Origin of the sequence: Paenibacillus gallinarum (assembly GCF_014836635.1) — a bacterium.
Taxonomy (GTDB): domain Bacteria; phylum Bacillota; class Bacilli; order Paenibacillales; family Paenibacillaceae; genus Paenibacillus; species Paenibacillus gallinarum.
On sequence record NZ_JACSQL010000002.1, the window covers coordinates 195960 to 222767 of the forward strand.

The 26808-nt window shown below is 45.4% G+C and carries 19 protein-coding genes; 18 read left to right on the forward strand and 1 reads right to left on the reverse strand.

What is annotated here, in order from left to right; all coding sequences use genetic code 11:
• The first annotated feature begins 38 nt into the window (after nucleotides 1-38).
• The 13 genes from H9647_RS05795 (at nucleotide 39) to H9647_RS05855 (ending at nucleotide 11655) form a co-directional block, all read left to right on the forward strand.
• A complete protein-coding gene (locus H9647_RS05795) occupies nucleotides 39-503 on the forward strand; it encodes an N-acetyltransferase (protein ID WP_191798820.1) in 465 nt (154 codons plus the stop codon).
• A 188-nt stretch (nucleotides 504-691) separates the two neighbouring features.
• Nucleotides 692-853: a hypothetical protein gene (locus H9647_RS05800; RefSeq protein WP_191798821.1), complete on the forward strand. Its 162-nt coding sequence runs from the start codon at nucleotides 692-694 to the stop codon at nucleotides 851-853.
• Nucleotides 854-986: 133 nt separating this feature from the next.
• Nucleotides 987-2018, forward strand: a complete 1032-nt coding sequence (gene hrcA / locus H9647_RS05805) for a heat-inducible transcriptional repressor HrcA (RefSeq protein ID WP_191798822.1) — start codon at nucleotides 987-989, stop codon at nucleotides 2016-2018.
• Nucleotides 2019-2214: 196 nt separating this feature from the next.
• Nucleotides 2215-2811, forward strand: coding sequence for a nucleotide exchange factor GrpE (gene grpE / locus H9647_RS05810; protein WP_191798823.1), 597 nt, complete (start codon nucleotides 2215-2217; stop codon nucleotides 2809-2811).
• A gap of 356 nt (nucleotides 2812-3167) precedes the next feature.
• The gene (gene dnaK / locus H9647_RS05815; RefSeq protein WP_191798824.1) at nucleotides 3168-5015 is read left to right on the forward strand and encodes a molecular chaperone DnaK; all 1848 of its coding nucleotides are present in this window, start codon (nucleotides 3168-3170) and stop codon (nucleotides 5013-5015) included.
• 149 nt (nucleotides 5016-5164) lie between these two features.
• The gene (gene dnaJ, locus H9647_RS05820; RefSeq protein WP_191798825.1) at nucleotides 5165-6289 is read left to right on the forward strand and encodes a molecular chaperone DnaJ; all 1125 of its coding nucleotides are present in this window, start codon (nucleotides 5165-5167) and stop codon (nucleotides 6287-6289) included.
• 138 nt (nucleotides 6290-6427) lie between these two features.
• On the forward strand, nucleotides 6428-6790 hold the full coding sequence (locus H9647_RS05825; RefSeq protein ID WP_191798826.1) for a hypothetical protein: 363 nt from the start codon (nucleotides 6428-6430) through the stop codon (nucleotides 6788-6790).
• Between the two features lie 31 nt (nucleotides 6791-6821).
• A complete protein-coding gene (locus tag H9647_RS05830; protein WP_191798827.1) occupies nucleotides 6822-7019 on the forward strand; it encodes a YfhD family protein in 198 nt (65 codons plus the stop codon).
• A 165-nt stretch (nucleotides 7020-7184) separates the two neighbouring features.
• A complete protein-coding gene (gene prmA / locus H9647_RS05835; protein WP_191798828.1) occupies nucleotides 7185-8147 on the forward strand; it encodes a 50S ribosomal protein L11 methyltransferase in 963 nt (320 codons plus the stop codon).
• Between the two features lie 3 nt (nucleotides 8148-8150).
• Nucleotides 8151-8828: a site-2 protease family protein gene (locus tag H9647_RS05840; protein ID WP_191798829.1), complete on the forward strand. Its 678-nt coding sequence runs from the start codon at nucleotides 8151-8153 to the stop codon at nucleotides 8826-8828.
• 178 nt (nucleotides 8829-9006) lie between these two features.
• Nucleotides 9007-9777, forward strand: coding sequence for a 16S rRNA (uracil(1498)-N(3))-methyltransferase (locus H9647_RS05845; protein ID WP_191798830.1), 771 nt, complete (start codon nucleotides 9007-9009; stop codon nucleotides 9775-9777).
• A gap of 2 nt (nucleotides 9778-9779) precedes the next feature.
• On the forward strand, nucleotides 9780-11123 hold the full coding sequence (mtaB, locus tag H9647_RS05850) for a tRNA (N(6)-L-threonylcarbamoyladenosine(37)-C(2))-methylthiotransferase MtaB (protein ID WP_191798831.1): 1344 nt from the start codon (nucleotides 9780-9782) through the stop codon (nucleotides 11121-11123).
• 94 nt (nucleotides 11124-11217) lie between these two features.
• On the forward strand, nucleotides 11218-11655 hold the full coding sequence (locus H9647_RS05855; RefSeq protein ID WP_191799432.1) for an NUDIX hydrolase: 438 nt from the start codon (nucleotides 11218-11220) through the stop codon (nucleotides 11653-11655).
• 53 nt (nucleotides 11656-11708) lie between these two features.
• On the opposite strand, the gene H9647_RS05860 is transcribed toward H9647_RS05855, so the two are convergent.
• Entirely contained in the window at nucleotides 11709-12674 is a 966-nt protein-coding gene (locus tag H9647_RS05860) for a Na/Pi cotransporter family protein (RefSeq protein WP_191798832.1), read from the reverse strand.
• Nucleotides 12675-12804: 130 nt separating this feature from the next.
• Between H9647_RS05860 and H9647_RS05865 the strand changes: the two genes are divergently transcribed.
• The 5 genes from H9647_RS05865 to H9647_RS05885 all read left to right on the forward strand — a co-directional run bounded on the left by H9647_RS05865 (nucleotide 12805) and on the right by H9647_RS05885 (nucleotide 26724).
• A complete protein-coding gene (locus H9647_RS05865; protein WP_191798833.1) occupies nucleotides 12805-14169 on the forward strand; it encodes a class I SAM-dependent rRNA methyltransferase in 1365 nt (454 codons plus the stop codon).
• Nucleotides 14170-14458: 289 nt separating this feature from the next.
• The gene (gene addB, locus H9647_RS05870) at nucleotides 14459-17971 is read left to right on the forward strand and encodes a helicase-exonuclease AddAB subunit AddB (RefSeq protein ID WP_191798834.1); all 3513 of its coding nucleotides are present in this window, start codon (nucleotides 14459-14461) and stop codon (nucleotides 17969-17971) included.
• Nucleotides 17968-22080: a helicase-exonuclease AddAB subunit AddA gene (addA, locus tag H9647_RS05875; RefSeq protein ID WP_191798835.1), complete on the forward strand. Its 4113-nt coding sequence runs from the start codon at nucleotides 17968-17970 to the stop codon at nucleotides 22078-22080. The genes addB and addA overlap by 4 nt, the downstream gene beginning before the upstream one ends.
• Before the next feature lie 31 nt (nucleotides 22081-22111).
• On the forward strand, nucleotides 22112-23296 hold the full coding sequence (locus H9647_RS05880) for an exonuclease SbcCD subunit D (RefSeq protein ID WP_191798836.1): 1185 nt from the start codon (nucleotides 22112-22114) through the stop codon (nucleotides 23294-23296).
• Nucleotides 23293-26724, forward strand: a complete 3432-nt coding sequence (locus H9647_RS05885) for an AAA family ATPase (protein WP_191798837.1) — start codon at nucleotides 23293-23295, stop codon at nucleotides 26722-26724. Before H9647_RS05880 ends, H9647_RS05885 begins: the two co-directional genes overlap by 4 nt.
• Nucleotides 26725-26808 lie beyond the last annotated feature (84 nt).

The window sequence follows — 26808 nt, forward strand, 5'->3', positions numbered from 1 at the left end:
AAATATTGATGGCATCATACATAGGAGGAGAGAAAATCATGACTGCGGTATGCAGAAAAGCGTCGCCCCAAGATGTTGATTCGTTATTCCTGATGATTAAAGGCTATGCAGAGAGAGGAATTATGCTTCCCCGCTCGCGAGATGTGCTCGAGAGGCAGATTGATCTTTTTGTTGTGGCCGAAGTCGATGGTAACGTCGTTGGATGCGGCTCTTTATGCCAATTGGGGAATGATCTGGTGGAAGTCAGATCGCTTGGAATCTCAGAGGGTCACAAAGGCCAAGGGATTGGTTCCTTGCTGTTAGACAAACTCGTAGAGGAAGCCAGAGAACTTCAAATACCGAAAATCATGGCTCTTACGTATGAGGTATCTTTTTTCGAAAAGAATGGTTTCGCTATTGTAAGTAAAGAGATTTTCCCGGAAAAAGTATGGACGGATTGTGTTCACTGCAGTAAGCAAAGTTGCTGTGACGAAATTGCCGTATTAAAAATATTAAGTGAATAGAAGCAGATCAATTAGCTGCGGAGGATAAAGAAGAGTTTTTATTCTGATCTCCTTCGCGGCTATTATGCATCCAAAGCCTACATTTGGTTTAAGTATGAATTGTGATAAATGTAACAGACGCCTCATGAACGGCTGATATAGTAGGAGGGTATGTTTACTATTACCGTCTGAAAAGGAGATAACGCTCTATGCAGATGCTTGCATATATTGGTCTGATCGGCAGTGCTATTTTTTTCTTTTTCATCTTATTATCAATGATCCTAGAAAAGTGGAATAAAAAATGGCTTACACTTGGTCTGCTTGTGTTTATCACTATTTTTGCAATCAGTGCTGGAATAGGTGTGAGTTAGGATATCTTAAAAGACCAAACCGACTTGACAACGTTCAGGTCTGTTTGGTATTTTTGTATTACTGATTAGCACTCGCTAGAGTTGAGTGCTAACGATGAAGAATACCACATTTAATTTAGGGAGGGGCACACGTATGTTAACCGAGCGACAACGACTGATACTTAATGCTATTGTTGACGATTATATCCGTTCGGCGGAACCCGTGGGATCCCGTAGCATTTCAAAAAGGGGCGATGTTGGATTTAGTCCGGCAACAATCCGTAACGAAATGTCTGACCTGGAGGAAATGGGATTTTTGGAACAGCCGCATACATCTGCCGGCCGCATTCCTTCACATAAAGGATATCGTTATTATGTTGACCATTTGGTTCCCTGGAATGAAACGGAGCCCTCTGAGCTTCAACAGCTCAAATCTTTTTTCGCTGAAAAATTAAATGCGATGGAACAAGTGATACAGCACGCTTCGACCATCCTATCCCATATGACCAGTTATACTTCGATCCTGCTCGGTCCAGAGGTGTTTCATACCTCGCTTCGTCATTTCCAGCTGTTACCGTTGGGTGAGAATTTAGCAGTGGCGATTATCGTAACCAGCACAGGCCAAGTGGAGAATAAGACAGTAAGTCTTCCTCCTGGCATTCCATTATCGGAAATGGAGCGGGTAGTGAATTTGCTGAACAGCAAACTGGTGGGAGTACCTTTATATAAATTGAAAGCTAGACTTCACACCGAGATTGCAAAAGAGATGGAGAAACACATCTCCCATTATGAAGGGTTTATGCACTTGCTTGACTCGGCACTCGATGGAGAATCTGAACATCGTCTTTATCTTAGCGGCACAACGAACATGCTCAATCAGCCGGAGTTTAGAGATGTGGAGAAAGTAAAAGATATCTTTGATCTTCTGGAAGAGACTCCGACCATGCTGAAGATGATGACACCTAAGATGGGCACGACAGGTGTACAGGTTCGAATTGGTACCGAGAATAAGCACGAGGCTTTTTCAAACTGCAGTCTGATTACAGCTACTTATTCTGTAGAAGGTGAGGCACTTGGAACCATTGGAATCTTGGGCCCAACTCGTATGGAATATGCGAAAGTGATCAGTATTCTTAATGTGTTATCTAAAGATCTGACTGCCGTGTTAACGCATCGTTTTAAATAATTGTGATGAGAAATAGCCAATTGGTAATTCTAAATCTTGTCTTCTTTTAAATATAGGTTGTGTTTAGAATAGACAAGATTCGATTAATAATGAAATCTATGGACTAACGCAGGTCTGTATCGCTCTAATGTGGAATGAATAGAGGACCGCGTTATCAGAGTAGTGGACTTATTCCTATTTTAAGGAGGTGAACATCTTGAAAGATGAACAAACATTTGTAGACAATGAAGAAAACACTCCGCAAGAAAACGTAGTGAATGAAGCTGATCAAGCTGCAGAGGAACAAAACCCGGTGAATGATTCTGCTGAATCAGCACAGGAGGGAACTGAAGCAGAGGTACTTGATCCTGAAGCTGCTAAATTCAAAGCACTTGCTGAAGAGAACGAGAAACGTTACTTACGTACACAAGCTGATTTCGATAACTTCCGTCGCCGTACTCAAAAGGAGAAGGAAGACCTAGCGAAGTATGCTACGACGAAGCTGATCACTGAACTTGTACCTGTCATTGATAACTTTGAACGTGCGATGAGCACTGCTGATTCTAATACAGATACGGACTCCTTTATTAAAGGAGTAAACATGATCTTCCGACAGCTGGAGGGTGTCCTCGGAGCGGAGGGTCTTACTGTTATGAACACGGTGGGTCAGCCGTTTAATCCGGAATTCCACCAAGCGATCATGCAGGTTGAAAGTGATGAGTATGAAGAAGGATTCGTAGTGGAAGAAGTACAAAAAGGCTACATGATTAAAGATAAAGTACTTCGCCCTGCGATGGTTAAAGTAAGTATGTAAAATCAATTATCCTTGCCATTCGAAAGAATGGCGAAATAATTGATTGACAAAAAACTTGTATGAACATTTCGGTGCCAGTCGAAAAGACTGCATGAAATGTTTATACTCTGTGTTTGAATGTTTTTAATCTTTTTAATGTTGTGTTCTAAATGTTCTAAATGTTTTTAATCTTTAATGTTTTAACATTTTGAATGTCTTACATGTATTACTTAAATGTTATAAACGTGTTCAACGTTTTAAATATTTATATAGATTTCCAATAAATAATTCGGGGTAAGTCACTGAATTTCTACGAATGATATACATTGAATAAAAGGGCCTAAAAAGCCTGCACATACAGAAGGAGGATATTATCCATGTCTAAAGTTATTGGTATTGACCTTGGAACCACAAACTCTTGCGTAGCGGTTATGGAAGGCGGCGAAGCTGTAGTCATCCCTAACCCAGAAGGCGGACGTACTACCCCTTCCGTAGTAGGTTTTAAAAAAGATGGTGAACGTGTTGTAGGTGAAACTGCAAAACGTCAAGCAATCACAAACCCTGATCGTACGATCAGCTCTATCAAACGTCATATGGGTACGAGCCATAAAGAAACAATTGATGGAAAAGATTACTCCGCACAAGAAATTTCAGCAATGATCTTGCAAAAACTGAAATCTGATGCAGAGGCTTATCTTGGCCAACCGGTAACCCAAGCGGTTATCACAGTTCCAGCTTACTTTAATGACGGTCAACGTCAAGCAACAAAAGATGCTGGTAAAATTGCAGGTCTTGAAGTTCTTCGTATTGTCAACGAGCCAACAGCTGCAGCACTTGCTTACGGTCTTGAAAAATCCGAAGATCAAACGATCCTTGTATATGACCTTGGCGGTGGTACGTTTGACGTATCCATCCTTGAACTTGGTGATGGATTCTTCGAAGTAAAAGCAACCAGCGGCGACAACAGCCTTGGCGGTGACGATTTTGACCAAGTGATCATTGATTACATGGTAAGTGAATTCAAAAAAGATCAAGGTATTGATCTGAGCAAAGATAAAGCAGCTGTACAACGTCTGAAAGACGCAGCGGAAAAAGCGAAAAAAGAGTTGTCCGGCGTACTGACAACAACAATTTCCCTTCCGTTTATTACCGTAGCAGACGGCGTGCCACAACACTTGGAAATGAACTTGACTCGTGCGAAATTCGAAGAAATTTCTGCGAACCTGGTAGAGCGTACACTCGGCCCAACTCGTCAAGCTCTGAGTGATGCAGGTATGACAGCTAACGATATCGACAAAATTGTACTTGTTGGTGGATCGACTCGTATCCCAGCAGTACAAGAAGCAATTAAGAGACTGACTGGTAAAGATCCTCATAAAGGGGTTAACCCAGATGAAGTAGTTGCTCTTGGTGCAGCAGTACAAGCCGGCGTACTTACTGGTGACGTAAAAGACGTCGTTCTTCTTGACGTAACTCCATTGTCCCTGGGTATCGAAACTGCAGGCGGTGTATTTACGAAGATGATCGAACGTAACACAACGATCCCAACTAGTAAATCCCAAGTGTTCTCTACTTACGCGGATAACCAACCAAGCGTTGAAATCCACGTACTTCAAGGGGAACGCGAAATGGCAGCGGGTAACAAAACACTCGGACGCTTTACGCTTGGAGATATTCCTCCAGCACCACGCGGTGTACCTCAAATCGAAGTTACTTTTGACATCGATGCGAACGGTATTGTTAACGTATCTGCTACAGACAAAGGTACAAATAAAACACAAAAAATCACAATCACATCTTCCAGCGGTTTGACAGATGCAGAAGTTGAACAAATGATGAAAGACGCTGAACTTCATGCAGAAGAAGATAAAAAACGCAGAGAACTTGTTGAAGTGAAAAATACGGCTGACCAATTAATCTACTCTGTAGATAAAACAATCAAAGACCTCGGCGAAAAAGCAGATGCAGGCGAAGTAGAGAAAGCAAATGCAGCGAAAGAAAAACTGCAAAAAACGCTTGAGTCCGATAACGCTGAAGAAATCAAAGCAGCTACAGAGGAACTTACTGAAATCGTTCAGCAACTTTCTGTAAAACTGTATGAGCAAGCTCAGCAAGCAGCTGAAGCACAAGGTGCAGGTGCAGGCGCAGGCGCCGAGCAAAATGCAGGCGGACGCGATAATGTCGTTGATGCTGACTATGAAGTTGTAGATGAGGATAAAAAATAAATAATCGTTTGTAAAAACGATCATATGCCTTACAAGTGACAAGCATGGGAAGGTCAAAGCCGGAGTAATTTCGTGCTTTGATTCTTCCTTTTGTCACGTATATACGTTATGTTTATAGTTATGTTTGTAAAAGGTATGGGGGTGGAAGAGTGGCTGATAAGCGTGACTACTATGAGGTACTAGGCGTTAGTAAAAACGCTGGTGAAGATGAAATTAAAAAAGCATACCGTAAGCTGGCCCGTCAATATCACCCGGATGTGAACAAGGCAGCCGATGCGGAAACGAAATTTAAGGAAGTAAAAGAAGCTTATGACGTTCTTAGTGACGGACAGAAGCGTGCAACATACGATCAATATGGTCATGTCGATCCGAATCAAGGGATGGGCGGCTTTGGCGGAGCTCAAGATTTTGGTGGTTTCGGCGACATTTTCGATATGTTCTTTGGCGGCGGAGGCGGCGGACGTAGAGATCCAAATGCACCGCAGCGAGGCAATGATCTTCAGTACACGATGACTATTGAGTTCAAGGAAGCGATATTCGGTAAAGAATCCGATATTACGATCCCACGGACAGAGAGCTGCGATACATGTCATGGTTCCGGCGCAAAACCTGGAACGAAACCAGAAACTTGTTCCGTATGTCATGGCAGCGGTCAAGAAGAGGTTGTTCAGAATACTCCATTTGGACGCATGGTCAATCGCCGTGCTTGCTCCAACTGCGGAGGTTCTGGGAAAACAATTAAGGAAAAATGTACGACTTGCCAAGGAAGCGGTAAAGTTCGTAAACAACGCAAGATTCACGTTAAAATTCCAGCAGGTGTGGATGATGGTGCACAGCTGCGTATGAGCGGTGAAGGTGAAGGCGGATTACGCGGAGGTCCTGCGGGCGATCTATATATCGTAATTCGTGTGAAATCACATGACTTCTTCGAAAGAGAAGGAAATGATATCTACTGTGAAATTCCACTGACGTTTGCGCAAGCAGCACTTGGTGATGAGATTGAAATTCCGACCTTGCGAGAAAAAGTGAAACTGAAAATCCCGGCAGGAACGCAGACCGGAACTTATTTCCGACTTAAAGGAAAAGGTGTTCCACATCTTCGCGGAAGCGGCCAAGGAGATCAGCATGTAAAAGTTGTCGTTGTTACTCCAAGCAAACTAAGCGAAGAACAAAAAGATTTGCTTCGTGAATTTGCTGCGCTGAACGGAGAACAAACGCATGAGAATGAGCAATCTTTCTTTGATCGTGTAAAACGTGCGTTTCGTGGAGACTAATAGGCAGACAAAAGACTGTTCATCTTAAGAATGAGCAGTCTTTTTTGCGTATAAAAAAACAGGTTATGCGGTATTCTAATCTTGAACTTTACAAGATCATTGGATTCCTTATGAGATGAAAAAAGGCGGTGTACTGACGTGACAGAAAAAAATATTCTCGCTTACTTCAATACCCCTGAACAAGCTCAGAACGTTGCTGCAAAGCTTCAAGGCTTAAAAGTGGAACACATGTCAATCGATCGTTTCAGCAGATATGCGGGTGGAGGCAGCAATGATCCGATTTTGACAAGTACCATGAGCAGTTTGGCTTCTGTGACCCAGGATGGCACGTTTACAAAAGATGCAGGAGTTCTTGCTGCTGCCGACGTTACAGCGAGCGGAATGAGTGATGGAGGCGGAGGCGGTCCTACAGGAAAAGATATTCTGTTAACTGTGGTTGTTGACGAATCTTCCCATCATGAGGCACTTGCCATTATCGAGCAGTCCGGTGGCTTTATTTAATACAACAATTCACTATAAGGAGGAAGATAGAATGTCACATAATAAACGGATTGATAAAGTGATGACAAAAACAGAAAAAATAAAAGAACTACAATCCTCGAAGGTTGAAGATGTGGAATTCAGCAGTATAGAAGCGGATATGGAAGATATTGAAGCTTTGAACCGCAGTGCGGCAGCGGACCGTCGTCAAACGAAAGATTTACATGATTTTAGATTTAAACAGGAATAGAAGAAGCGCAAGCGCCGGCCAAAGCCGGTGCTTTTTTATGTGCTGCTATAATTTGATAAGCACCTGGACATAACTGTGAACGTTATGAACATAGAGTCTTTGTGCTCTTTGCAGGATATATAGTACAATGGGAAAGATGAAGATAGGGGAGGAAATAATAAACTTATGATATGGAATGAAATAACAATACATACTACGGAAGAAGCAGTGGAGATGATCTCCAATTTTCTGCACGAAGCGGGTGCAGGCGGTGTATCCATTGAAGAATCAGGGACACTGAACAAAAAGAGATCAACGGAGTATGGAGAACTGTATGATCAACCGTTGAACGATATTCCTGAAGGGGAAGCTGAGATTAAAGGATATTTTGCAGATACAGTGGATATGACGGAAGTAACGAACACAATTCGTCCTCGCATCGAAGAACTGCGGGAGTTTGGGATTGATGCTGGAAAGGCAGATATCTCGGTACAGCAAGTAGATGAAGACAGCTGGGCGAATGCGTGGAAACAATTTTTCAAACCACTGAAAGTATCCGATCGTTTAGTTATTAAGCCTACGTGGGAGGAATACGTACCTGCAAGCCCTGATGAGAAAATTATCGAGATTGACCCAGGAATGGCTTTTGGAACAGGATCACATCCAACGACTTCTCTGTGTCTGCGTGCGCTTGAGCAATATCTCCAAGGCGGAGAAGAGATTATTGACGTAGGAACGGGATCTGGGATTCTGGCAATTGGTGCGGTTAAACTCGGAGCAAAACATGTGCTAGCGCTTGATCTCGATCCGGTTGCCGTGCAAAGTGCCGAAGAAAACACCCGCCTAAACGGATTAGAACGTGACATTACAGTCTATGAAAGTGACCTGCTGTCCATACTGGACAAACAGGATAATGAACTTGGAGTAAGTATGCCTGTTGATGTGGTCGTTGCTAACATTCTGGCTGAAGTAATCTTGCTCTTTGTCGGAGATGTGTATCAGGGCTTGAAACCAGGCGGTTTATACATCGCTTCTGGTATCTGGAAAAACAAAGAAGAAATTGTAGAGAAAGCACTGAAAGAAGCCGGTTTCGACATCATAGATATTCATCGTGAAGATGATTGGCTTGCTTTTGTGTCGAGGAAATAAAGAATGGACTTTCTTAATCAGTTTTTCTTCTATGACCTGGATCGTCTTCCTTTCTTTATTCTGACGATTATTATTGCATTTACGGTCCATGAGTTTTCTCATGCGTATTTTGCAAATAAATTCGGAGATCCAACAGCAAGATTACTCGGACGTATGACGCTCAATCCAGCAGTTCATTTCGATCTTTTTGGACTGCTATTGCTCGTTATTGCCGGATTTGGATGGGCACGTCCCATCCCGGTAAATCGGGATAACTTTGAGAAACGCCGCATGATGAGTGTGGTTGTGTCAGCGGCTGGACCTCTGAGCAACTTGCTTCTAGCTGTTCTCGGTACGATTACTTATGCACTCCTTGTTCAGTTTGGAGTTATGGAATCCATTGAGAATCAAAGAATTGTTTTTGCACTTTCTACTTTTTTCTCCATTTTTAATGTAACGAACTTTTTCTTGTTTTTCTTTAACTTAATTCCGCTTCCTCCGCTTGACGGATACCGAATTGTTGAGGAACTTGTGTCTCCTTCTGCGCGAATGAGTCTGCACAAATTGGAACAATGGTCTATGTTGATTTTCCTGATTCTCGTCATTACCCCGCTAAACCGTTACACCATTACTCCGCTATATGAGTTGTCAATGAGTTGGTATGTGGGGATTGCACATATGATCATGACGATTTTTGCTTGATTTTAGAAATGAAGCGGTAGCAAGATGGAAGAGCAAACAGCTCGGAAGTCACTGCTGCCAGTCTTTTAAGTCTAGTCAGAAGGCATGAAAAGTTGTAACATGTAATGTGGTCATTTTCATGACAGGCACTGTAATTTAATCTAAACCATTGATATGAAAAGATAGGTGATCATAGTCCATGCAGCGTTATTTTATTGAACCAAATCAGCTAGAAGAACATAAAGCAACCATTACTGGCGACGATGCAAGACATATTACGAAGGTGATGCGCGGCAAGACGGGGGATAAGCTGATCGTAAGCGACGGAGTTTCCCGGGAAGCGCTGGCTGAAATTTCGGAGATCGAAGCTTCACATGTAACGGTGTCTATAATAGAGTGGCTGCCTATGGACCATGAACCTAAAGTTTCGGTAACCATCGCCCAAAGCTTGCCTAAAGGGGACAAGATGGAACTTGTTATCCAGAAATGCACTGAAATTGGAGCTGCCGTATTTATTCCTTTCGTCTCGGAGCGAACCATCGTGCAGTATGATGCCAAGAAAGAAGGCAAACGTCTGGAACGTTGGCGGAAGATTGCCAAAGAAGCAGCCGAGCAAAGCCATCGCAACAAAGTTCCGGAAATTACGGAATCAAAGTCATGGAAAGAACTTTTGGCTTCTTTTGAAGACTATGATCTCGTATGTTATTGTTATGAAAAAGAACAAGGATTGCAGCTGCGCGATGTGGTGAAGCCGTTTGCTGACAAACTGAAAGCAGATCCAAGTATAGATCCCCGTGTTCTTGTGATCGTGGGTCCAGAAGGTGGGTTTACTACAGGGGAGTCAGAAGCAGCGGAAGCAGCGGGAGCAAATTCAGTTGGACTAGGTAAACGAATTTTGCGTGCAGAAACGGCCGGGATGCTGGCTTTAACATGTATCTTATATGAAACTGAGGAAATGGGAGGAATGTAATTATGCCATCCGTGGCGTTTTACACCTTGGGTTGTAAAGTTAACTTTTATGATACTGAAGCCATTTGGCAACAATTTAAAGATGCAGGATACGAGCAAGTAGATTTTGATTCTCAGACAGCCGATGTCTATCTGATTAACACTTGTACGGTTACGAACACAGGCGACAAAAAGAGTCGGCAGATTATTCGCCGTGCTGTTCGCCGTAATCCTAATGCTATTATTGCAGTAACAGGTTGCTATGCACAAACTTCACCAGCTGAGATTATGGATATTCCCGGAGTAGACCTTGTTGTAGGTAACCAGGACCGGGATAAAATCATCCCGTACGTCAACCAAATCAAGCAAACTCGTGAGCCGGTTAATGCGGTACGGAATATTATGAAGACACGTGTGTTTGAAGAAATGGACGTACCTGATTTTGCAGACCGTACCCGGGCGTTTTTGAAAATTCAAGATGGATGCAACAATTTCTGTACGTTCTGCATTATCCCATGGGCAAGAGGGCTATCTCGCAGCCGTGATTCTCAGAGTATTATTACGCAGGCTCATCAGCTCGTAGAAGCCGGATACAAAGAGATTGTATTAACCGGTATTCATACAGGCGGTTATGGCGATGATTTGGACAATTATGACTTGTCGAGCCTGCTATGGGATTTAGACCGTGTAGATGGTCTAGAACGTATTCGGATCAGTTCCATTGAGGCTAGCCAAATTGACGATCGTATGCTCGATGTACTAAACCGCTCATCCAAAATGTGTCGCCATTTTCATATTCCGCTCCAAGCGGGGGATGATAACGTCCTGAAACGGATGCGCCGTAAGTATACGACAGAACAGTTCTATAATAAAATGCTACGTATTCGTGAAGCAATGCCGGATGTAGGAATTACTACGGATGTGATCGTAGGATTCCCTGGGGAAACAGATGAGATGTACAGAAATGGATACGAACTCATGAAAGCTATCAATTTCTCGGAAATGCATGTGTTCCCTTATTCCAAACGGACAGGTACTCCGGCAGCGCGCATGGAAGATCAAGTAGATGAAGAAGTGAAGAATGCACGCGTCCAGGAACTTTTGCAGTTATCTGACTCCATGAAGCTGGCTTACGCTCAGAAATTTGTGGGCGATGTGCTGGAAGTCATTCCGGAAGGAAACGCAAAAGAAGGCAGAGTCAGCGGCAGACTGCATGGATATAGCGATAACTACATCCAAATGGAGTTTGACGGTTCCGAAGAATTAGTAGGTCAGCTGTGCCGTGTCAAAATGACGAAGGCTGGTGTGGACGCAAGCGAAGGACAACTTGTACGTGTGATGGAAAACCAAGCTAAGATTATAATATAAAAAAGATGGCAAGGATTTCACTGCTAAGGAAGAGGAATCACCTCGATCCCTAGGTTGTTGAAATCCTTGTTTGTCCAAAGAGAGGAGAATCGACATTATGGCGGCAAAAGAAATTTCAGCGGGTGGAGTCGTATACCGAAATTCAGAAGAAGGTCTTGAAATCCAATTGATCGTAGACAGATATGCAAAAATTTCTCTTGCAAAAGGTAAAATGGAGCCAGGAGAAACGATTGAAGAAACCGCACTGCGTGAAATTCAGGAAGAAACAGGAATGATCGGCAAAATCATTGAACCCGTCGATGTCATTAAGTATACGTATGAACATTCTTCACTTGGAACCGTAGATAAAGAAGTTCACTATTATCTCGTAGAAGCATTAAGTGGAGATTTGCAGCCACAGGTTGAAGAAATTAAAGGTGTAGCATGGTATAAACCGCTGGAAGCTTGGGAAAAGCAAAAGCAAAATGGCTATGATAACAATGATAAAATTTTGAAGCAGGCATTGCAAAAGCTTGGTATTGAAGTAAAGTAGACTGTATATTTTAATGCGAAGTGATTTCCATGCAAAAGTAATTCCAGGTGCGTTTATCTTTGCTCTAAACGATCCCATATTTTAAGATAACAGAGCGGTAGGGCGAGCAGGGAACATACGATATTAAAAATGGTTTGGGCATGTGCAATCTGTGCACCGGGTTCACTGGTGAAATAAGCAGCTGCTTCATAAAGCCAGTGAATCAGCGGAATAAACAGCAACGCTCCTGACACATTCAATAGGACGTGTGACCAAGCGACAAAATGACCGGCTCTGCTTCCTCCGGCTGCGGCCATGACTGCTGTAACACAGGTTCCGACATTGGAACCGAGTACAATCGCGATTCCCACTTCCGGCGGAAGTACACCAGAGCTGGCAAGTCCAATGGCCATGCCGATCACTGCCGCACTGCTGTGTACAATGGCGGTAAGACATGCCCCCGCGATCACGCCCCACCAAACGCTGTGACTCGCTTGGTGAATAAACCAAGGGAAAAGCCCTCCTTGTTCCAAGGCGGGGCCTACTTTTTGCATGATGAATATACCTAGCATAACAAGAGAAAAACCTGCCCCTGCAAGAAGCACGTACTGGATGTTCCATATCGAAGCAGAAACGCGGCTACCCGCCTTTGTTTCTCCTAGCATGACGGTTATAGCCCATGCTCCTAAAAAGAAAAGCAACATCGGTAAAGCGTACTTTCCAATCTGGAGACTTAGCAGTTCTGTGGTAATACAGGTACCAATATTACTGCCAAGAATAATGCTAAGTGTTCTTGCATAACTAAGGAGTCTTGCGTTAACTAAACCAATGGTCAGCACCGTGACGGCTGTACTGCTTTGAAGCACAGCCGTAATGCCTGTACTGAACAGCATACCCTTAAGGGGAGTGGAAGTAGCCCGTTCCAAAGAAGTGGCAAGAGAACGTCCGCCTGCCTTGTGGAGGGAGGCTTCCATTAGTTTCATACCTGCGAAGAACAGGATAAGACCATAAATGAGTGGAAACACAACAGATCTAATCATAGGGGGTTATGCACCTTCTCTCGCACGACTTGTCTCTTTTTCCATCTTATGTGCAAAAAGGGACGACCATGACAAGCAGGGGACATCCCATGAGATCTAGTTTTGATTGATAAAAGGAGTTGTACGTATTTTGGCATCTGTAGTCCTTACGAAAAGCCGTAAGAAACGTATTGAACAGGGACATCCCTGGATATTTAAAAATGAAATAGAGTCGGTAGAAGGCGAGCCTCAGCCAGGCGAACTGGTGGAAGTGAAGAATCATCAGGGCCGTTATCTTGCTACCGGTTATTATAATCCGGCTTCACAAATCACAGTGAGGGTAGTGTCTTATGAACCCATTACAGCGATGGACAAAGCCTTTTTTGTAAGTAGATTTGAGCAGGCATTACAGCACCGGGAACGTTTTGTAACAGGTGGCGATGCATATCGCTTGATTTATGGCGAAGCTGATTTTGTACCAGGTCTCACGGTTGATCGGTTTGGAGATGTACTTGTTGTGCAGCTGCTGACGCTCGCTATGGATCAGTGCCGTGACGTAATCGTAGAAGCTTTGGTGGAAGTAGTGAAGCCAAAAGGGATTTACGAGCGCAGCGATGTGGGTGTTAGAGAGCTGGAAGGTTTGGAGCAAGTTAAAGGGCTGCTCTACGGGGAATGTCCTCGGCATGTAACTGTAACCGAGAATGGACTGCTTATCAAAGTCGACATCGAGCAAGGACAGAAGACAGGTTATTTCTTTGATCAACGCGAAAATAGAGCTGCCATTCAGCCGCTGATGAAGGGCTGGGGTCATCGAAGCGGAATTGCCTTGCAAGAAGTAGAAAAAGATGGGGAACTAACGAAGGTACCTGTTAATAAAAGTGGAAAAGAAGTCACCTTCCCTTATTGGGACGGAGCTACGGTTCTCGAGTGTTTCTCACATACAGGCAGCTTTACGCTGAATGCTTGTAAATATGGAGCGAAACAAGTGACTTGTCTTGATATATCGGAGCATGCAATTGAAAGTGCACGTGAGAATGTGAAGCTGAATGGCTTTGAAGACCGTGTTGAATTCGTTGTGGACGATGCGTTCCAGTATTTGAGAAATCAAGTAAAAGGGCTTGAAGAACGTGCGGAACGTGCGAAAGCCGATAAAAAAGTCGACACTTCCAAAGCAATGACCGCAGGAGGCGGACGAACTTTTGATGTTGTTATTCTCGATCCTCCAGCTTTTGCGAAAACACGGGGCGCAGTAAAAGGAGCTGTTCGTGGCTACAAGGATATTAACCTGCATGGGATGAAGCTTGTTAACGAAGGCGGATATCTAGTCACCGCAAGTTGTTCTTATCATATGCGTCCTGATCTGTTTCTTGAAACCATTCAAGATGCAGCTGCAGATGCGGGTAAAATTTTGCGTCTGCTCGAATGGCGCGCAGCAGGTAAAGATCATCCACAAATTTTAGGCGTAGAAGAAGGTCATTATCTGAAATTTGCCATCTTTGAAGTGCGTTCAAAATAATAAATAAGAATCTGCCGCAAGAGGTTAGATTAGAAAAAAGCATCTGTTTACTCTTCATTTTAAGAGTAGCAGGTGCTTTTTTGTATGGAGCCTGCTTCATTGGCTTCTATTACCAAACGCATGTTCCTATTCGCAGAGGTATGGTATACTGAAGGACAGAATGTTAAGAGAGCATATCGAGAGATATTCTCCTGTTTTCATAGATATTTTCATAGATATTTATAGATAGTTCAATGATCAACAATTGATATTTTATACTTAAAAAATGAGAGAAAGCGAGGGGTGACCATTGCCTCTTCATATCCTTATAGGCCGTGCAGGTACTGGAAAAAGCAGTTCGATCATCAAGGAGATCACGGAAGAACTTCGTCAGAATCCTGGAGGGAAACCAATCATTTTGATTGTTCCAGAACAAGCCTCCTTTCAGACGGAGACAACGCTGATTCGCTCTGGGGAGATAAAAGGTTCAGTCCGGGCTCAGGTACTCGATTTTCGAAGACTTAGTTACCGAGTCATGCAGGAAACGAGCGGTTCAGCACTGATTCCCGTTGGTTCAGAAGGTAAAAAAATGTTGCTGTACAAAATTGTACAACGTCGCAAAGATGAGCTGAAAATTTTCTCCGCATCAGGTGGTCAGATGGGGTTTGTAGGGCATTTGAACAATCTGTTTGCCGAACTGAAACGCTATGGAGAACCGGAACGGGCCATCAAAGAAGAGCTTGAAAATGCAGAACAGCTTCCGGGAGCAGGAACAATTTTACGTCATAAAATGCATGATATTGCTGCCATCTATCGTGATTTTGAAGCAGAAGTATCTCGTTTTCATATGGACGAAGAGGATACGCTCGTGAGACTTGCTGGTCAGCTTCCTGAGTCGGATTATGTGAAAGAGGCAGATATATGGATTGATGGGTTTCGCAGTTTTACTCCGCAGGAACTTGCGGTGATTCGGCAGCTTATTATTCATGCTAGATCCGTAACCATTGCCTTAACACTGGACCGTCCTTATGGGGAAGGGGAACAACCGCAAGAGTTAAATTTGTTCTATCAGTCGGCTTCTGCTTATATCAAGCTGAATGGGATAGCATCTGAGCTTGGTGAATCCACTCATACGACGGTACTTGCACCGGAGAAATCTCCACGTTTTGCTTCTTCTGCACTGGCTCATCTGGAGTCTGGATTTGAGAAGCGAAGAGTGATGCCAGCAGGCAAGGATGACGGCGGAATTGAGATTCGCAGTGCTGTGAGCAGCCGAGTTGAAGTGGAAGGTATGCTAAGAGAGATAGGGCGACTTGTACGTGAAGAGAACGTCCGTTACCGGGATATCGCAGTCCTCGTTAGAAATATAGAAGCGTATGAAAATATAATATCCCCTCTCTTCCAAGATTACGATATCCCTTATTTTCTCGATAAGCGCAGAGATGAACTTCATCATCCACTAGCAGAATTCCTGAGATCAGCAATGGACATTGTGCGGCATCGCTGGCGGTATGAGGATGTATTCCGCGCGGTCAAGACCGATCTGCTTCTTCCTTTGGATGGCTCAGTCAGTCGTTATCATATGGACATACTCGAGAATTATGTGCTTGCGAGCGGGATCTCGGGATATCGATGGACGGATGGGAAACCGTGGAGAGCAGCCCCAAGTTTATCTTTGGAAGAAGAAGAAGGGGCAGAGGCTCAGCGTGAAGAGGCAAGCCGTGAAACGGTTCAGATGCTTGAGAGGTGCCGAGAGGTGATCACTTCTCCGCTGTTTGCTTTTGAGAAAAGAGTCAAAAAAGCAAAAACAGCAAAAGAGTTCTGTTCGGCTTTATTTTTGCTTTTGGATGATGCGGAAATTGCAAATAAGCTTGATGCACGAAGTCATGAGGCGCTCAAGACAGGTAAGCCGGAAAAAGCACGTGAACACCGCGGGATGTGGGGAGCGGTGCTTGAACTTTTGGATCAAGTCGTAGAAATGATGGGCGACGAAAAAATGGATGCAGAACTTTTTGCAGGCATTTTGGAAACAGGCTTGTCAGAGCTGAAACTCGGTTTAGTTCCGCCTGCTTTGGATCAAGTTCTCGTTGGTTCTATGGACAGATCCCGCACAGGAAACGTCAGTCATATTTTCATCCTTGGAGCAATCGATGGTGTGCTTCCGCAAATACAAACGGAGGATGGAGTCCTTACGGAAACCGAACGGGCAGCCCTTACCGAATATGGAATGCAGCTTGGCCCGGATTTAAACCGGAAAATGCAGGATGAACGTTTTCTAATTTACAGTGCTTTTACTCAGCCAAGCCATAAATTATGGATAAGTTATCCTCAAAGTGATGAGGACGGTAAGGCGCTTCATCCTTCTGAAATGATACGTTATTTGAAACGTATGTTTCCGGAGCTAAAAGAGAAGACATTGCTGGACGAACCGGCATCAAGTGATCCATGGGAAGAACATGAGCAATATATAACACATCCAGATAAGACAATGGCTCATCTGATCAGCCAGCTTCGAGAATGGCGCAGGGGCCAGGCAATCCCAGCTGTTTGGTGGGATGTATATAATTGGTGCCTACATCAGCCGGACAAGCAGATACGACTTGAACGAATGCTTGGATCTGTTTTTTATGAGAACCGGACGAGATCTCTGACCAAGGCTACCAGCAGAAAGCTATATGGTAACAAGCTGAAGACCAGTGTTTCTCGTATGGAACGCTTTGCAATGTGTCCATTTTCTCACTTTGCTTCACATGGACTGAAGCTGAAAGAGCGTCAGGTCTATCGCCTGAAAGCACCTGATATCGGACAGTTGTTCCATGCGGCGCTGAGCAAGATGGCAAGCCGGCTTAAAGAGCAAAATCGGAATTGGGGCGCACTGACCAAAGAGGAATGTGTACAGGAGGCAGAAGCAACAGTAGATGTACTTGCACCTCAGTTGCAAGGCGAGATTTTACTGAGTTCAGCTCGGTATGGATACATCTTTCGGAAGCTGAAAAACATTGTCAGCCGTGCTTCGATTATTTTAGGGGAGCAGTCGAAACGCGGAAACTTTGAGCCGCTGGCACTCGAACTCGATTTTGGACCAGATAAATCGCTGCCTCCGCTTACATTTGAATTGGCAAATGGGGTTGTCATGGAGATTGTGGGGCGGATTGACCGTGTGGATGTAGCAGAAGGAGAACACGGAGATATTCTACTTCGAGTGATTGATTATAAATCCAGTCAAACGGATCTAAAACTCCATGAAGTATTCTACGGATTATCGCTCCAGATGCTTACGTATCTTGATGTGCTGTTAACTTATGCCGAAGAGTGGATCGGAACGGAAGCTCATCCTGCAGGAGTACTTTATTTCCATGTGCATAACCCTCTTTTGACTTCAGCCAATGCGATGGCACAAGAGCAGGCAGAACAAGAGCTTTTGAAACGATTCAAAATGAAAGGGCTGCTGCTTGCCGACCGTGATGTGGTGGCGAAGATGGACAACACGCTGGATAAAGGATACTCATCTATTTTACCTGTGGCCGTTAAGGCGGATGGAGGATTCTACAGCAGTGCTTCCGTAGCAACCGAAGAGCAGTGGGGCATGCTGCGGGGCTCTGTACGAAATACAATTCAAGAAATCGGATCAAGAATTACCGAAGGTGAGGTTGGGATTGAACCTTTTCGAATGCAGCAGGAAACAGCATGTACATTTTGTCCATTCAAATCCGTGTGTCAGTTTGACGAGGGTCTGCCTGGGAACGAATATCATCTGATTCGGAAGCCTGCTAAACAGCAGGCATGGGATCTATTTCAGCATGAAGGGGGAGAAGAAGAATGAGAAGTATACCTAAACCGGAAGGAAGCTTTTGGAGTGATGATCAGTGGAAAGCTATCTCTTCTTCCGGAGAGGACATGCTGGTGGCTGCAGCTGCCGGCTCAGGGAAAACGGCAGTGCTTGTCGAGCGTATCATTCGTAAGATATCAAATGAGGATGCGGGATTTAGTGTAGACCGTCTGCTCGTAGCTACGTTTACCAAGGCAGCAGCTTCCGAGATGCGTGAGAGGATCCGGGAGGCACTGGAAACAGCACTTGAAGAACAGCCGGAGAACGAACATCTGCGCCGTCAGCTCAGTCTTCTCGGCCGAGCTTCGATCACAACCCTTCATTCATTCTGTATGGAGATTATTCGCAGATATTATCAACAGATTCCGCTGGACCCAGGGTTTCGTATTCTAAATGAATATGAAGCAGAGCTTATGCGTCAAGAACTACTGATGGATCTGTTTGAACAAAAATACAATGAAGAAGGCGAAGGAAGTACCTTCCGCCGGCTCGTGGATTGGTTCAGCGGTGAGCGCAGTGATGATGCAATGTACCGGCTTGTGCAGAAGTTGTACGATTTCTCGCGGAGTCATTCATGGCCATCTTATTGGCTTGAAGAAATGGCAGCTTCTTTCCGTGTGAATTCAGTGGAGGAGCTGGGTCAGTCCACTTGGGTGAAAAGCATTATGCGTGACGCGGAACTCGCTCTGGGCGGCGCGGTCCTTTTACTTGAGCAGGCACTGCGTATCGCCAAAGAACCGGAGGGTCCTGCAGCTTACGCAGAGACGTTCAATAGTGATCTTGAAATGGTGCACGAACTGCTTTCTAGGGTGAAAAATGGTACTTGGGATGAACTATACGATGTTTTTCATCAATCTGAGTTCGGTAAGCTGAAGGCGGTCCGTAAGGGACAGGCTGATCCTGGTCTTCAAGAGAGAGCAAAAGAGCGGAGAGAAGCCGCCAAAAAGACCGTTATGGAACTGAAAACGGCTTTATTTGGTCGTACACCGGAACAGTTCTTTGATGAAATGAATAAAGCAGCACCTCTTATGGAGGAGCTGGCTTCTGTCGTGAATCAATTTGCTAGTGTATTTACGGAGGAGAAGAAAGCAAGAGGTGTGGTCGATTTCAGTGATTTAGAGCATTATGCGCTCCAAATTTTAAGAGGTGCTGACTCTACGCCAGAACAGACGATTCCATCAGATGCAGCACTAGAGTATCAGCAACAATTTGATGAAGTGTTACTTGATGAATATCAAGATACAAATACAGTTCAGGAAGATATCGTTAGCTTGATCTCACGCAAAGAACCCGGAAACCGGTTCATGGTGGGGGATGTCAAACAGAGTATTTATCGTTTCCGTCTAGCCGAACCAGGACTCTTCCTGGATAAGTATCGCCGTTATGATACGGAGGGCGAAGGTGATGGTCTCCGGATTGATCTGGCACGGAATTTCCGCAGCCGGCTTGAAGTTGTAAGTGCCGTAAATATGCTATTCAGACAGATCATGAATGTAGGCGTGGCTGAAATTGAATATGATGATGCAGCCGCTTTATCATTAGGAGCCTCTTTTCCTGATTTACCAGAGGACGGACGATACACACCCGAACTTATCATGATTGACCGGGCCGGTTCGGAAGCACCGGAACAGCCTGAGAATGCGGGGGAAGATGGAGCTGCGAGTGAAGTTATAGAACAACTTGAGATGGAGACAGCAGAGCTCGAGGCAAGGGTCATTGCTGCCCGCATTCATGAGATGGTTGGCAATACCGGAAATCTGCTTCCTGTCTATGATAAGAACACGAAAGAGATGAGACCTGCAAGATATGGCGATATCGTCATTCTGCTGCGCTCTGCACAGCTGTGGACTCCGCTTATTATGGAACAACTGAAGCGGGAAGGTATCCCGGTGATCGGAGATCAAAACAAAGGGTTTTTCCAGGCCACTGAAATTGAAATTATGCTTTCCTTACTGCAAGTCGTGGATAATCCTCAGCAGGATATACCGCTCGCGTCTGTACTTCGTTCTCCGATTGTAGGTCTAGATGAAGAGGAACTCGCTGTCATTCGGCTTGCAGGTAAACGGCTTTCTTTTTATGACGCCATGCAGAACACCATAGCAAATTTGGAGAAAGAAATAGGTGAGTTTAACAGCAGCGGGCATATATCCAGTAATAAAGCTGATGATATAGAGCAATTAGAGGCACAGATGGCTCTTGAACTCGGGATGAAGGAAGCTAGCGCAGCACTTGAAGTGGTAGAAACTCTGGGCGATCCAAGGAACGATGTTCATATAGAAGAGAGTAAGTCCGATTCTTTACAGTTCAAAACAAATCTGCTTCGCAAATTAACTGCATTTTCTGATTTTCTAGAAGAGTGGAGACATGAGGCGAGAAGCGGTAGTTTGAGCGAATTAATCTGGCGTATATACCGGGATACCGGTTACTTGGATTGGGTCAGCGGTCTGCCGGGCGGAGTGCAGCGCAGCCGTAATTTGAAAGCTCTCTACGATCGTGCAAAACAATATGAGAATTCCACAGCGAATCGTGGATTATTCCGTTTTCTTACTTTTATTTCAAGACTCAAGGACAACGGAGGAGACTTGGGCGCGGTGGGTATAGCAGCGGATACAGAAGGATCGGTCCGCATTATGACTATTCACCGGAGTAAGGGACTAGAATTCCCCATCGTCTTTGTCGCGGGCATGTCCAAAATGTTTAATCAACAAGATTTGAATGCACCATTTATGATGCATAAAGAGCTTGGATTTGGTCCAAGGTTTGTGGATGAAGAGAATAGAGTCAGCTATCCTACGCTCGCAAGTCTTGCCATCCGTAGACGTGCTCATGCGGAGTTATTAGCTGAAGAAATGCGTGTGCTCTACGTTGCATTGACACGTCCTAAGGAAAAAATGATTCTTATTGGCACGGTAAAAGATGCTGTTCAAAAAGCGATGAACTGGTCTCAGATTAAAAATCATCAGGCGCTTCTGCTTCCAGAAACACTGCTGGCTTCAGGACGCAGTTATATGGATTGGATCGGCCCCGCTCTGTTCAGGCATCCAGATGCTTGGCATCTGCGTGCGCTTGCAGGAATTGGAGATGAAGAAATCGGCAGAGATTTAGGGCAGCCGGATTTGTTTGTACAAGATGATTCGAGATGGCGTATTTCCGTATTGTCTGCAGAATCCGTATCTTCTTACCTAGATGCTTCTATGAACGAAGCGGCGGATGAAATAAATGAAGATCGGCAGCAGGTCACGCGTGCGCTTTTGAATCTATCACCTGTTGAGACGGTCATTTCTGAAGAATCCGAAAGTAATAAAATGAAGATTGATGAGGTGCTTAGCTGGACCTATCCATATACGGCTAGTGCACATACAGCAGCAAGCACATCCGTGACTGAAATGAAGGCGCTCCTTGCGATGCAGGAGCATCCGCCGCTTGGTTTAGTAGAAGAAAAGGTTCTTCATGAGGAACAGGGAAAACTGGCTGTAAATGAAGAGTTTACTTTACATTTGCGCAGACCGAAGTTTATGGAAGAATCCAGGTTAACGGGGGCGGAGCGCGGAACGGTATATCATACCCTAATGCAGCATGTACCCGCTGAAGGATTAACAGTCAGCACGGCTCAGGCAGTCATTGCTAGTTTGGTAGAGCGTCATATCTTGCTTCCTTATCAGGCAGAAGCGATTGATCCGGTTCAGATTGTACGTTTTTTCGAAAGTGAACCGGGTATGGCTTTGGTAGAAGCAGAGAAGACGGGCTGGGTGAGAAGAGAAATGCCGTTTAGCTACGGGCTTCCTGCAGATGAGACTTTGCTTGATTTCCATCATAATTCGTCTACAGAAAAAGAGAATCGGATGGACTCGAGTATCCTCGGCGGAGAGACAGTACTCATTCAAGGGATTGTAGACTGTCTATTTGAAGTGGGCGGCAAACGAATTTTGCTAGATTACAAAACCGATAGAGTACTTGAGCATCGGGGCGGAATCGACACTCTTGCAAAGGGCTATGAGTTTCAGCTTGATCTTTATGCAAGAGCTTTACGAGACATTTTAGGTTATGAGATAGATGAAAAATGGCTTTATTTTTTTGATGCAGATACGGCAGTAAAGCTCTAGGAAAATGAGGGCACAAAGGAGTAATTAACAAATGCGAATATTGCACACGGGAGATTGGCATTTCGGAAAAACACTGGAAGGGCGCAGTCGGTTGAAAGAGCAGGAACAATTTGTAGACGAGCTGGTTCGACTTGCAGATGAGGAAAAAGCAGACGCTATACTCATGGCAGGGGATGTATATGATTCGGTCAATCCTCCAGCTGCTGCTGAGCAGCTCTTCTATGATGCTGTTGCTAGACTGACCTCTGGAGGCAGACCGCTCGTCGTTATTGCAGGAAACCATGATCAGCCTGAACGGGTGGCTTCGGTATCCCCACTCGTAAATGGACGGGGAATTACACTGGTCGGATTACCCACTTCCGATATTATTACGATTCATGCCCAAAGAACCGGAGAAATCGCTAAAATTGCAGCCCTTCCTTATCCCTCCGAATCCAGGCTTAATGAATTGTTCACGGAGGATGGAGAAGAGCAGGGAATGCGGCTTGCCTATAGTGAACGAGTGGGGCAGCTCATGAGACATTTAGGGAACAGTTTTCAGCCGGATACAGTAAACCTGTCTATGGGTCATATTTATGTGCTTGGGGGACTTGAGAGTGACTCAGAAAGACCGATTCAAGTCGGCGGCGCTTATACAGTGGATCCTTCTGCCTTGTCTATTGGAGCGCAATATACGGCGCTTGGACATCTTCACAGGCCCCAACATGTGAAAGGCGAGGGGATGATTCGTTATAGCGGATCTCCTTTATCCTATAGCTTTTCAGAAGCAGGTCAGACGAAATCAGTAGTGATGGTTGATGTAGCACCTGGACAGCCGGCTATAGCTAATGAAGTGTATCTAAGCAGCGGCAGACCTTTAGTACGCTGGAAAGCCCGCGGGGGTCTCGCCGAAGTATACCGCTGGCTTGAGGAAGAACGGGACAAGACAGCTTACATTGATCTGGAGATATCCCTGGAAGAAGCGATGTCGATTGCTGAGATTCAGAAACTTCGTAAAAGCAGGGAAGGAATTATTCATATCCGGCCGGTTTATCCAGAAACGATCACTTCCGAGATGAATGAAGTAAGGTCTGAACTTCCGGTACATGAAGTTTTTCGAAGATTCTATCAACGGCAGACAGGCGGGGCGGTTCCGGATGACCAGCTGGTGAAGTTGTTTTTGGAGCTAGTTAATGAAGATGACGGCCATGCAGGGGAAGGGAGTGACTCTGAATGAGACCGATCAAACTTAAATTGTCTGGACTTCAAAGTTATCGGGAAGTACAAGAAATTGATTTCAGGACGCTGACGGAAACGGGTCTGTTTGGAATTTTCGGACCAACCGGCAGCGGAAAATCAACCATTCTTGATGCGATTACGCTTGCGATGTACGGTAAAGTGGAAAGAGCTGTGAATGGTACGCAGGGAATTATGAATCAGGCGGAGGATACATTGTTTGTATCTTTCACTTTCGAACTCCAGTCCGAACAAGGAGTGCAGACTTATCGCGTTGAACGCCGCTTTAAGCGGACCGGAGATGTCTCTGTCAGTAACTCGGTAAGCCGTTTTATTGCAGTAACGGAAGAAGGAGAGCAAGTACTTGCTGATAAACTTGCCGAGGTAAATCGTGCGGTTGAGGATATGATTGGCCTGAAAATGGATGATTTCACAAGGGCAGTCGTCTTGCCGCAAGGGAAGTTTGCCGAATTTCTATCTCTAAAAGGCACAGAACGCAGACAGATGTTGCAGCGTCTATTTCATCTAGAGAAATATGGGGATCAGCTGGCAATTAAGCTCAGCCGCAAAGTAAAAGAGAATGATAGTACCTTAAAAGCTTTGGAAGCAGAGCAGCAGGGACTGGGTCTGGCAAGTAAAGAAGCTTTAAAAGAAGCTGAGCTTCAGCTTAAGCAAGCCGAGAAGGAAGCGAAGCAGATACGTGAACTACTTGATCAGGTGGCAGTTCTAGCTGAAGGAATGGCGAAGACGAGAGAGCTGATTGTGGAGCGTACCAAGTTTAGCGGACAGCTGGAAGAGATGTTACAACAGCAGGATGAAGTCAGCCAATTAGAACAGCAGATGGAACGATCTGCTCGTGCAAGTTCTTTGATTCCCATGCTTGAGGAACAGAATAGAGCAAAAGAAGAACTGACAAGAAGACGTCTAGCTGCTGAATCTGCCGAAGTACAGCTCGCACAGAGAGAGAAGATATCTCGTGAGTGTGCTCTGCTTGAACAAGAAAAGGAACAGATTCTAGCAGAAGAAGAACCTAAGCTGCTTGTGCGTCTTGAACAACTGGAACAAGCGCGGGAACTGGAGAAAGAGACGGATCGGCTTGTAAGTGAGGTGCAAAAGCTTGCTAAAGAGTGTGAGGCAGAAGCAAAACAGTATCAGAGCACACATGAGCTTTTGCTCAAAGAACAAGATCTTCATGTGAGGGCGACCAATCGACGGAAAGACCTGCAGGAGCAGCTGTCTGGCTGTGAAGTGAAGTCTGGGGAAAGACGTGTGCTGCTGGATGCCGTTCAGCGGAAGCATCGGCTGGATACCGCACTGGACAAGCTGAAAGAATTTCAGCTCACGGAACAGAAAATACAGGCAGAGTCTGAGCAAGCAAATCAGCAGCGTCACTCAGCCGAGAAGGAAGCTTCCGAACTGCTTGCTGCGCAGCAACAGCTAGGAAATAAACTGAAAACGGCCGAAGCAGAGCTTGTTCGGATGGACATCCATGCACAAGATGCGATCGCCTCCATGAATCAGGAAGAGGAACGCCTTCGTGCCCTACTGAAGGAAGAAGAACTGCAGCGATTATCTGCACGACTTGCTGCAGAACTTAGCGACGGGAAGTCATGTCCGGTATGCGGTTCGGTGCATCACCCGAATCCGCAAGGGCATGCTCACTCGCCAAGTACAGCAAGTGAGGAAGATCTTGCACAGCTCACCAGCCTGCGCGCCGAGCTTGCTGAGCTGCGGCTTGGCTTCCGCCAGCAGCTGCATGAGCTGCGCGCTGATCTTGCGCAGCACGGCCAAAGTGCCGAGCCGCAGGCAGCGGCACTCTCGCAGGCGGAAGCCGCGCCTGCGAAGAGCACAGGCTTTGCCGCTTCGCCTGGCGTGCCTGCTGAGGACCGGGTGCGCGCTTACGCGGAAGCCACCCGGTCCCTCGAAGAGGCGGCAGGGCACCTCGCCGCCTCCATAGCCCCGCTACGCGAGGATGCTGCGCACCTTACCGCGCGTGCAGCGGAAGTGCGGCAGCGCCAAATGCTGGCTGCCGCGAACTTTGACGCGTGCGCTAAACAGCACGCGGAAGCCAAGGCGCGCGTTCATGCGCACCAGGCTGAGGTGGCGGCGCTGCGCGCAAGCTGGGCCGAGGAGCTGCCCGGCATAACACCGGAGGAGGCGACAGCAAAATACGAGTCGCTCCAAGAACGAGATACACTTGCCGAAGATTTGAAGGAAAGACTCCAGAAGAGCGTTATTTTCCTAGAAGAAAAAGCAAGTGTGATTGCAGATATGCAGCAACAGTTGTCGCTCATTGATAAGCGCCGTACCCAGCTGGATACAGAACACGCTGGCAAACAGGAACTGCTACAAGAGAAATGGAACCGACTTCGTTCCTGGGTAGGAGAAGAACGGGCAGAAGATTTGCTAAAAGCAGTAACACAGTTACTGAGTCAGATTCGGGAAGAGACAAGAGCAGCAAAACTGGCTATGAAAGAGGCTGAAGAGAAGAAGCAGAACGCTTTACAGCAAGTCGGTTTAGCTAAACAATCGCTTGAATCTGCGAAAGATCAGCTTACTACGATCACTTCACGTTATGAAGCGGAGCGGACGAAGTCTCCTTTTGATTCCGATGACGATGTGCGAAATGCGTACATGGAACCGGAGGCTGTTGCCAAAGCAGAATATAGGGTAACAGAATATCGCAACAAACAAAAAGAAGTGGAACTCCGTCTAAGAGATTTGGATGAGAAGCTTCAGGGAGTAATCATTACAGAGGAAGAGTGGGAGAATACAAGTCAGCAGCTGCGAACGCTGAAAGCACAAGATGAAGAGGCGATGCGGATAAAAGCAAGAGCGGAGCGAGATCTGGAAGACATATCGCGCCGTCATGAACGCTGGATGGAACTAGATGAAAAACGCAGTGAACTCGCTTTGTATGCTGAACAGTTATCCAAGCTACAATCCGTATTCCGAGGTAATACGTTTGTCGAATATATTGCGGAAGAACAATTAATGCAGGTAAGCAGAACCGCATCTTCTCGTCTTCGTTACTTAACGAAACAGCGTTATGCGCTGGAGGTGGATTCCGGCGGCGGTTTTGTCATTGTGGATGATGCAAACGGTGGTGTGAAAAGACCGGTATCTACCTTGTCCGGCGGTGAGACGTTCCTGACTTCCTTGTCACTTGCACTTGCATTGTCAGCACAAATCCAGCTGCGTGGTCAATATCCTCTTCAGTTCTTCTTCCTTGATGAAGGGTTCGGAACCCTTGACCCAGAACTGCTTGATACGGTGATCACTTCACTCGAAAAACTCCATAATGATCAGCTTGCAGTCGGTGTGATTAGTCATGTACCTGAACTTAGAGCACGACTTGCCAGAAAACTGGTGGTCGTACCGGCTGAAGATGCAGGCGGAGGTTCAAAAGTCATGATGGAACAATTATAAATTAGTTTATCCTTATTTTCTTGATCACACACTTTCACTTCGAAATTCCTTCAAAGGCGAGAAGAAAAAATCTTCTTAACTCTG

Coding starts and splice junctions, on each gene's coding strand:
- H9647_RS05795 (WP_191798820.1), top strand. CDS start 39: ATGACTGCGGTATGCAGAAAAGCGTCGCCCCAAGATGTTGATTCGTTA.
- H9647_RS05800 (WP_191798821.1), top strand. CDS start 692: ATGCAGATGCTTGCATATATTGGTCTGATCGGCAGTGCTATTTTTTTC.
- hrcA (WP_191798822.1), top strand. CDS start 987: ATGTTAACCGAGCGACAACGACTGATACTTAATGCTATTGTTGACGAT.
- dnaK (WP_191798824.1), top strand. CDS start 3,168: ATGTCTAAAGTTATTGGTATTGACCTTGGAACCACAAACTCTTGCGTA.
- H9647_RS05830 (WP_191798827.1), top strand. CDS start 6,822: ATGTCACATAATAAACGGATTGATAAAGTGATGACAAAAACAGAAAAA.
- prmA (WP_191798828.1), top strand. CDS start 7,185: ATGATATGGAATGAAATAACAATACATACTACGGAAGAAGCAGTGGAG.
- H9647_RS05840 (WP_191798829.1), top strand. CDS start 8,151: ATGGACTTTCTTAATCAGTTTTTCTTCTATGACCTGGATCGTCTTCCT.
- H9647_RS05845 (WP_191798830.1), top strand. CDS start 9,007: ATGCAGCGTTATTTTATTGAACCAAATCAGCTAGAAGAACATAAAGCA.
- mtaB (WP_191798831.1), top strand. CDS start 9,780: ATGCCATCCGTGGCGTTTTACACCTTGGGTTGTAAAGTTAACTTTTAT.
- H9647_RS05860 (WP_191798832.1), bottom strand. CDS start 12,674: ATGATTAGATCTGTTGTGTTTCCACTCATTTATGGTCTTATCCTGTTC.
- addA (WP_191798835.1), top strand. CDS start 17,968: ATGAGAAGTATACCTAAACCGGAAGGAAGCTTTTGGAGTGATGATCAG.
- H9647_RS05880 (WP_191798836.1), top strand. CDS start 22,112: ATGCGAATATTGCACACGGGAGATTGGCATTTCGGAAAAACACTGGAA.
- H9647_RS05885 (WP_191798837.1), top strand. CDS start 23,293: ATGAGACCGATCAAACTTAAATTGTCTGGACTTCAAAGTTATCGGGAA.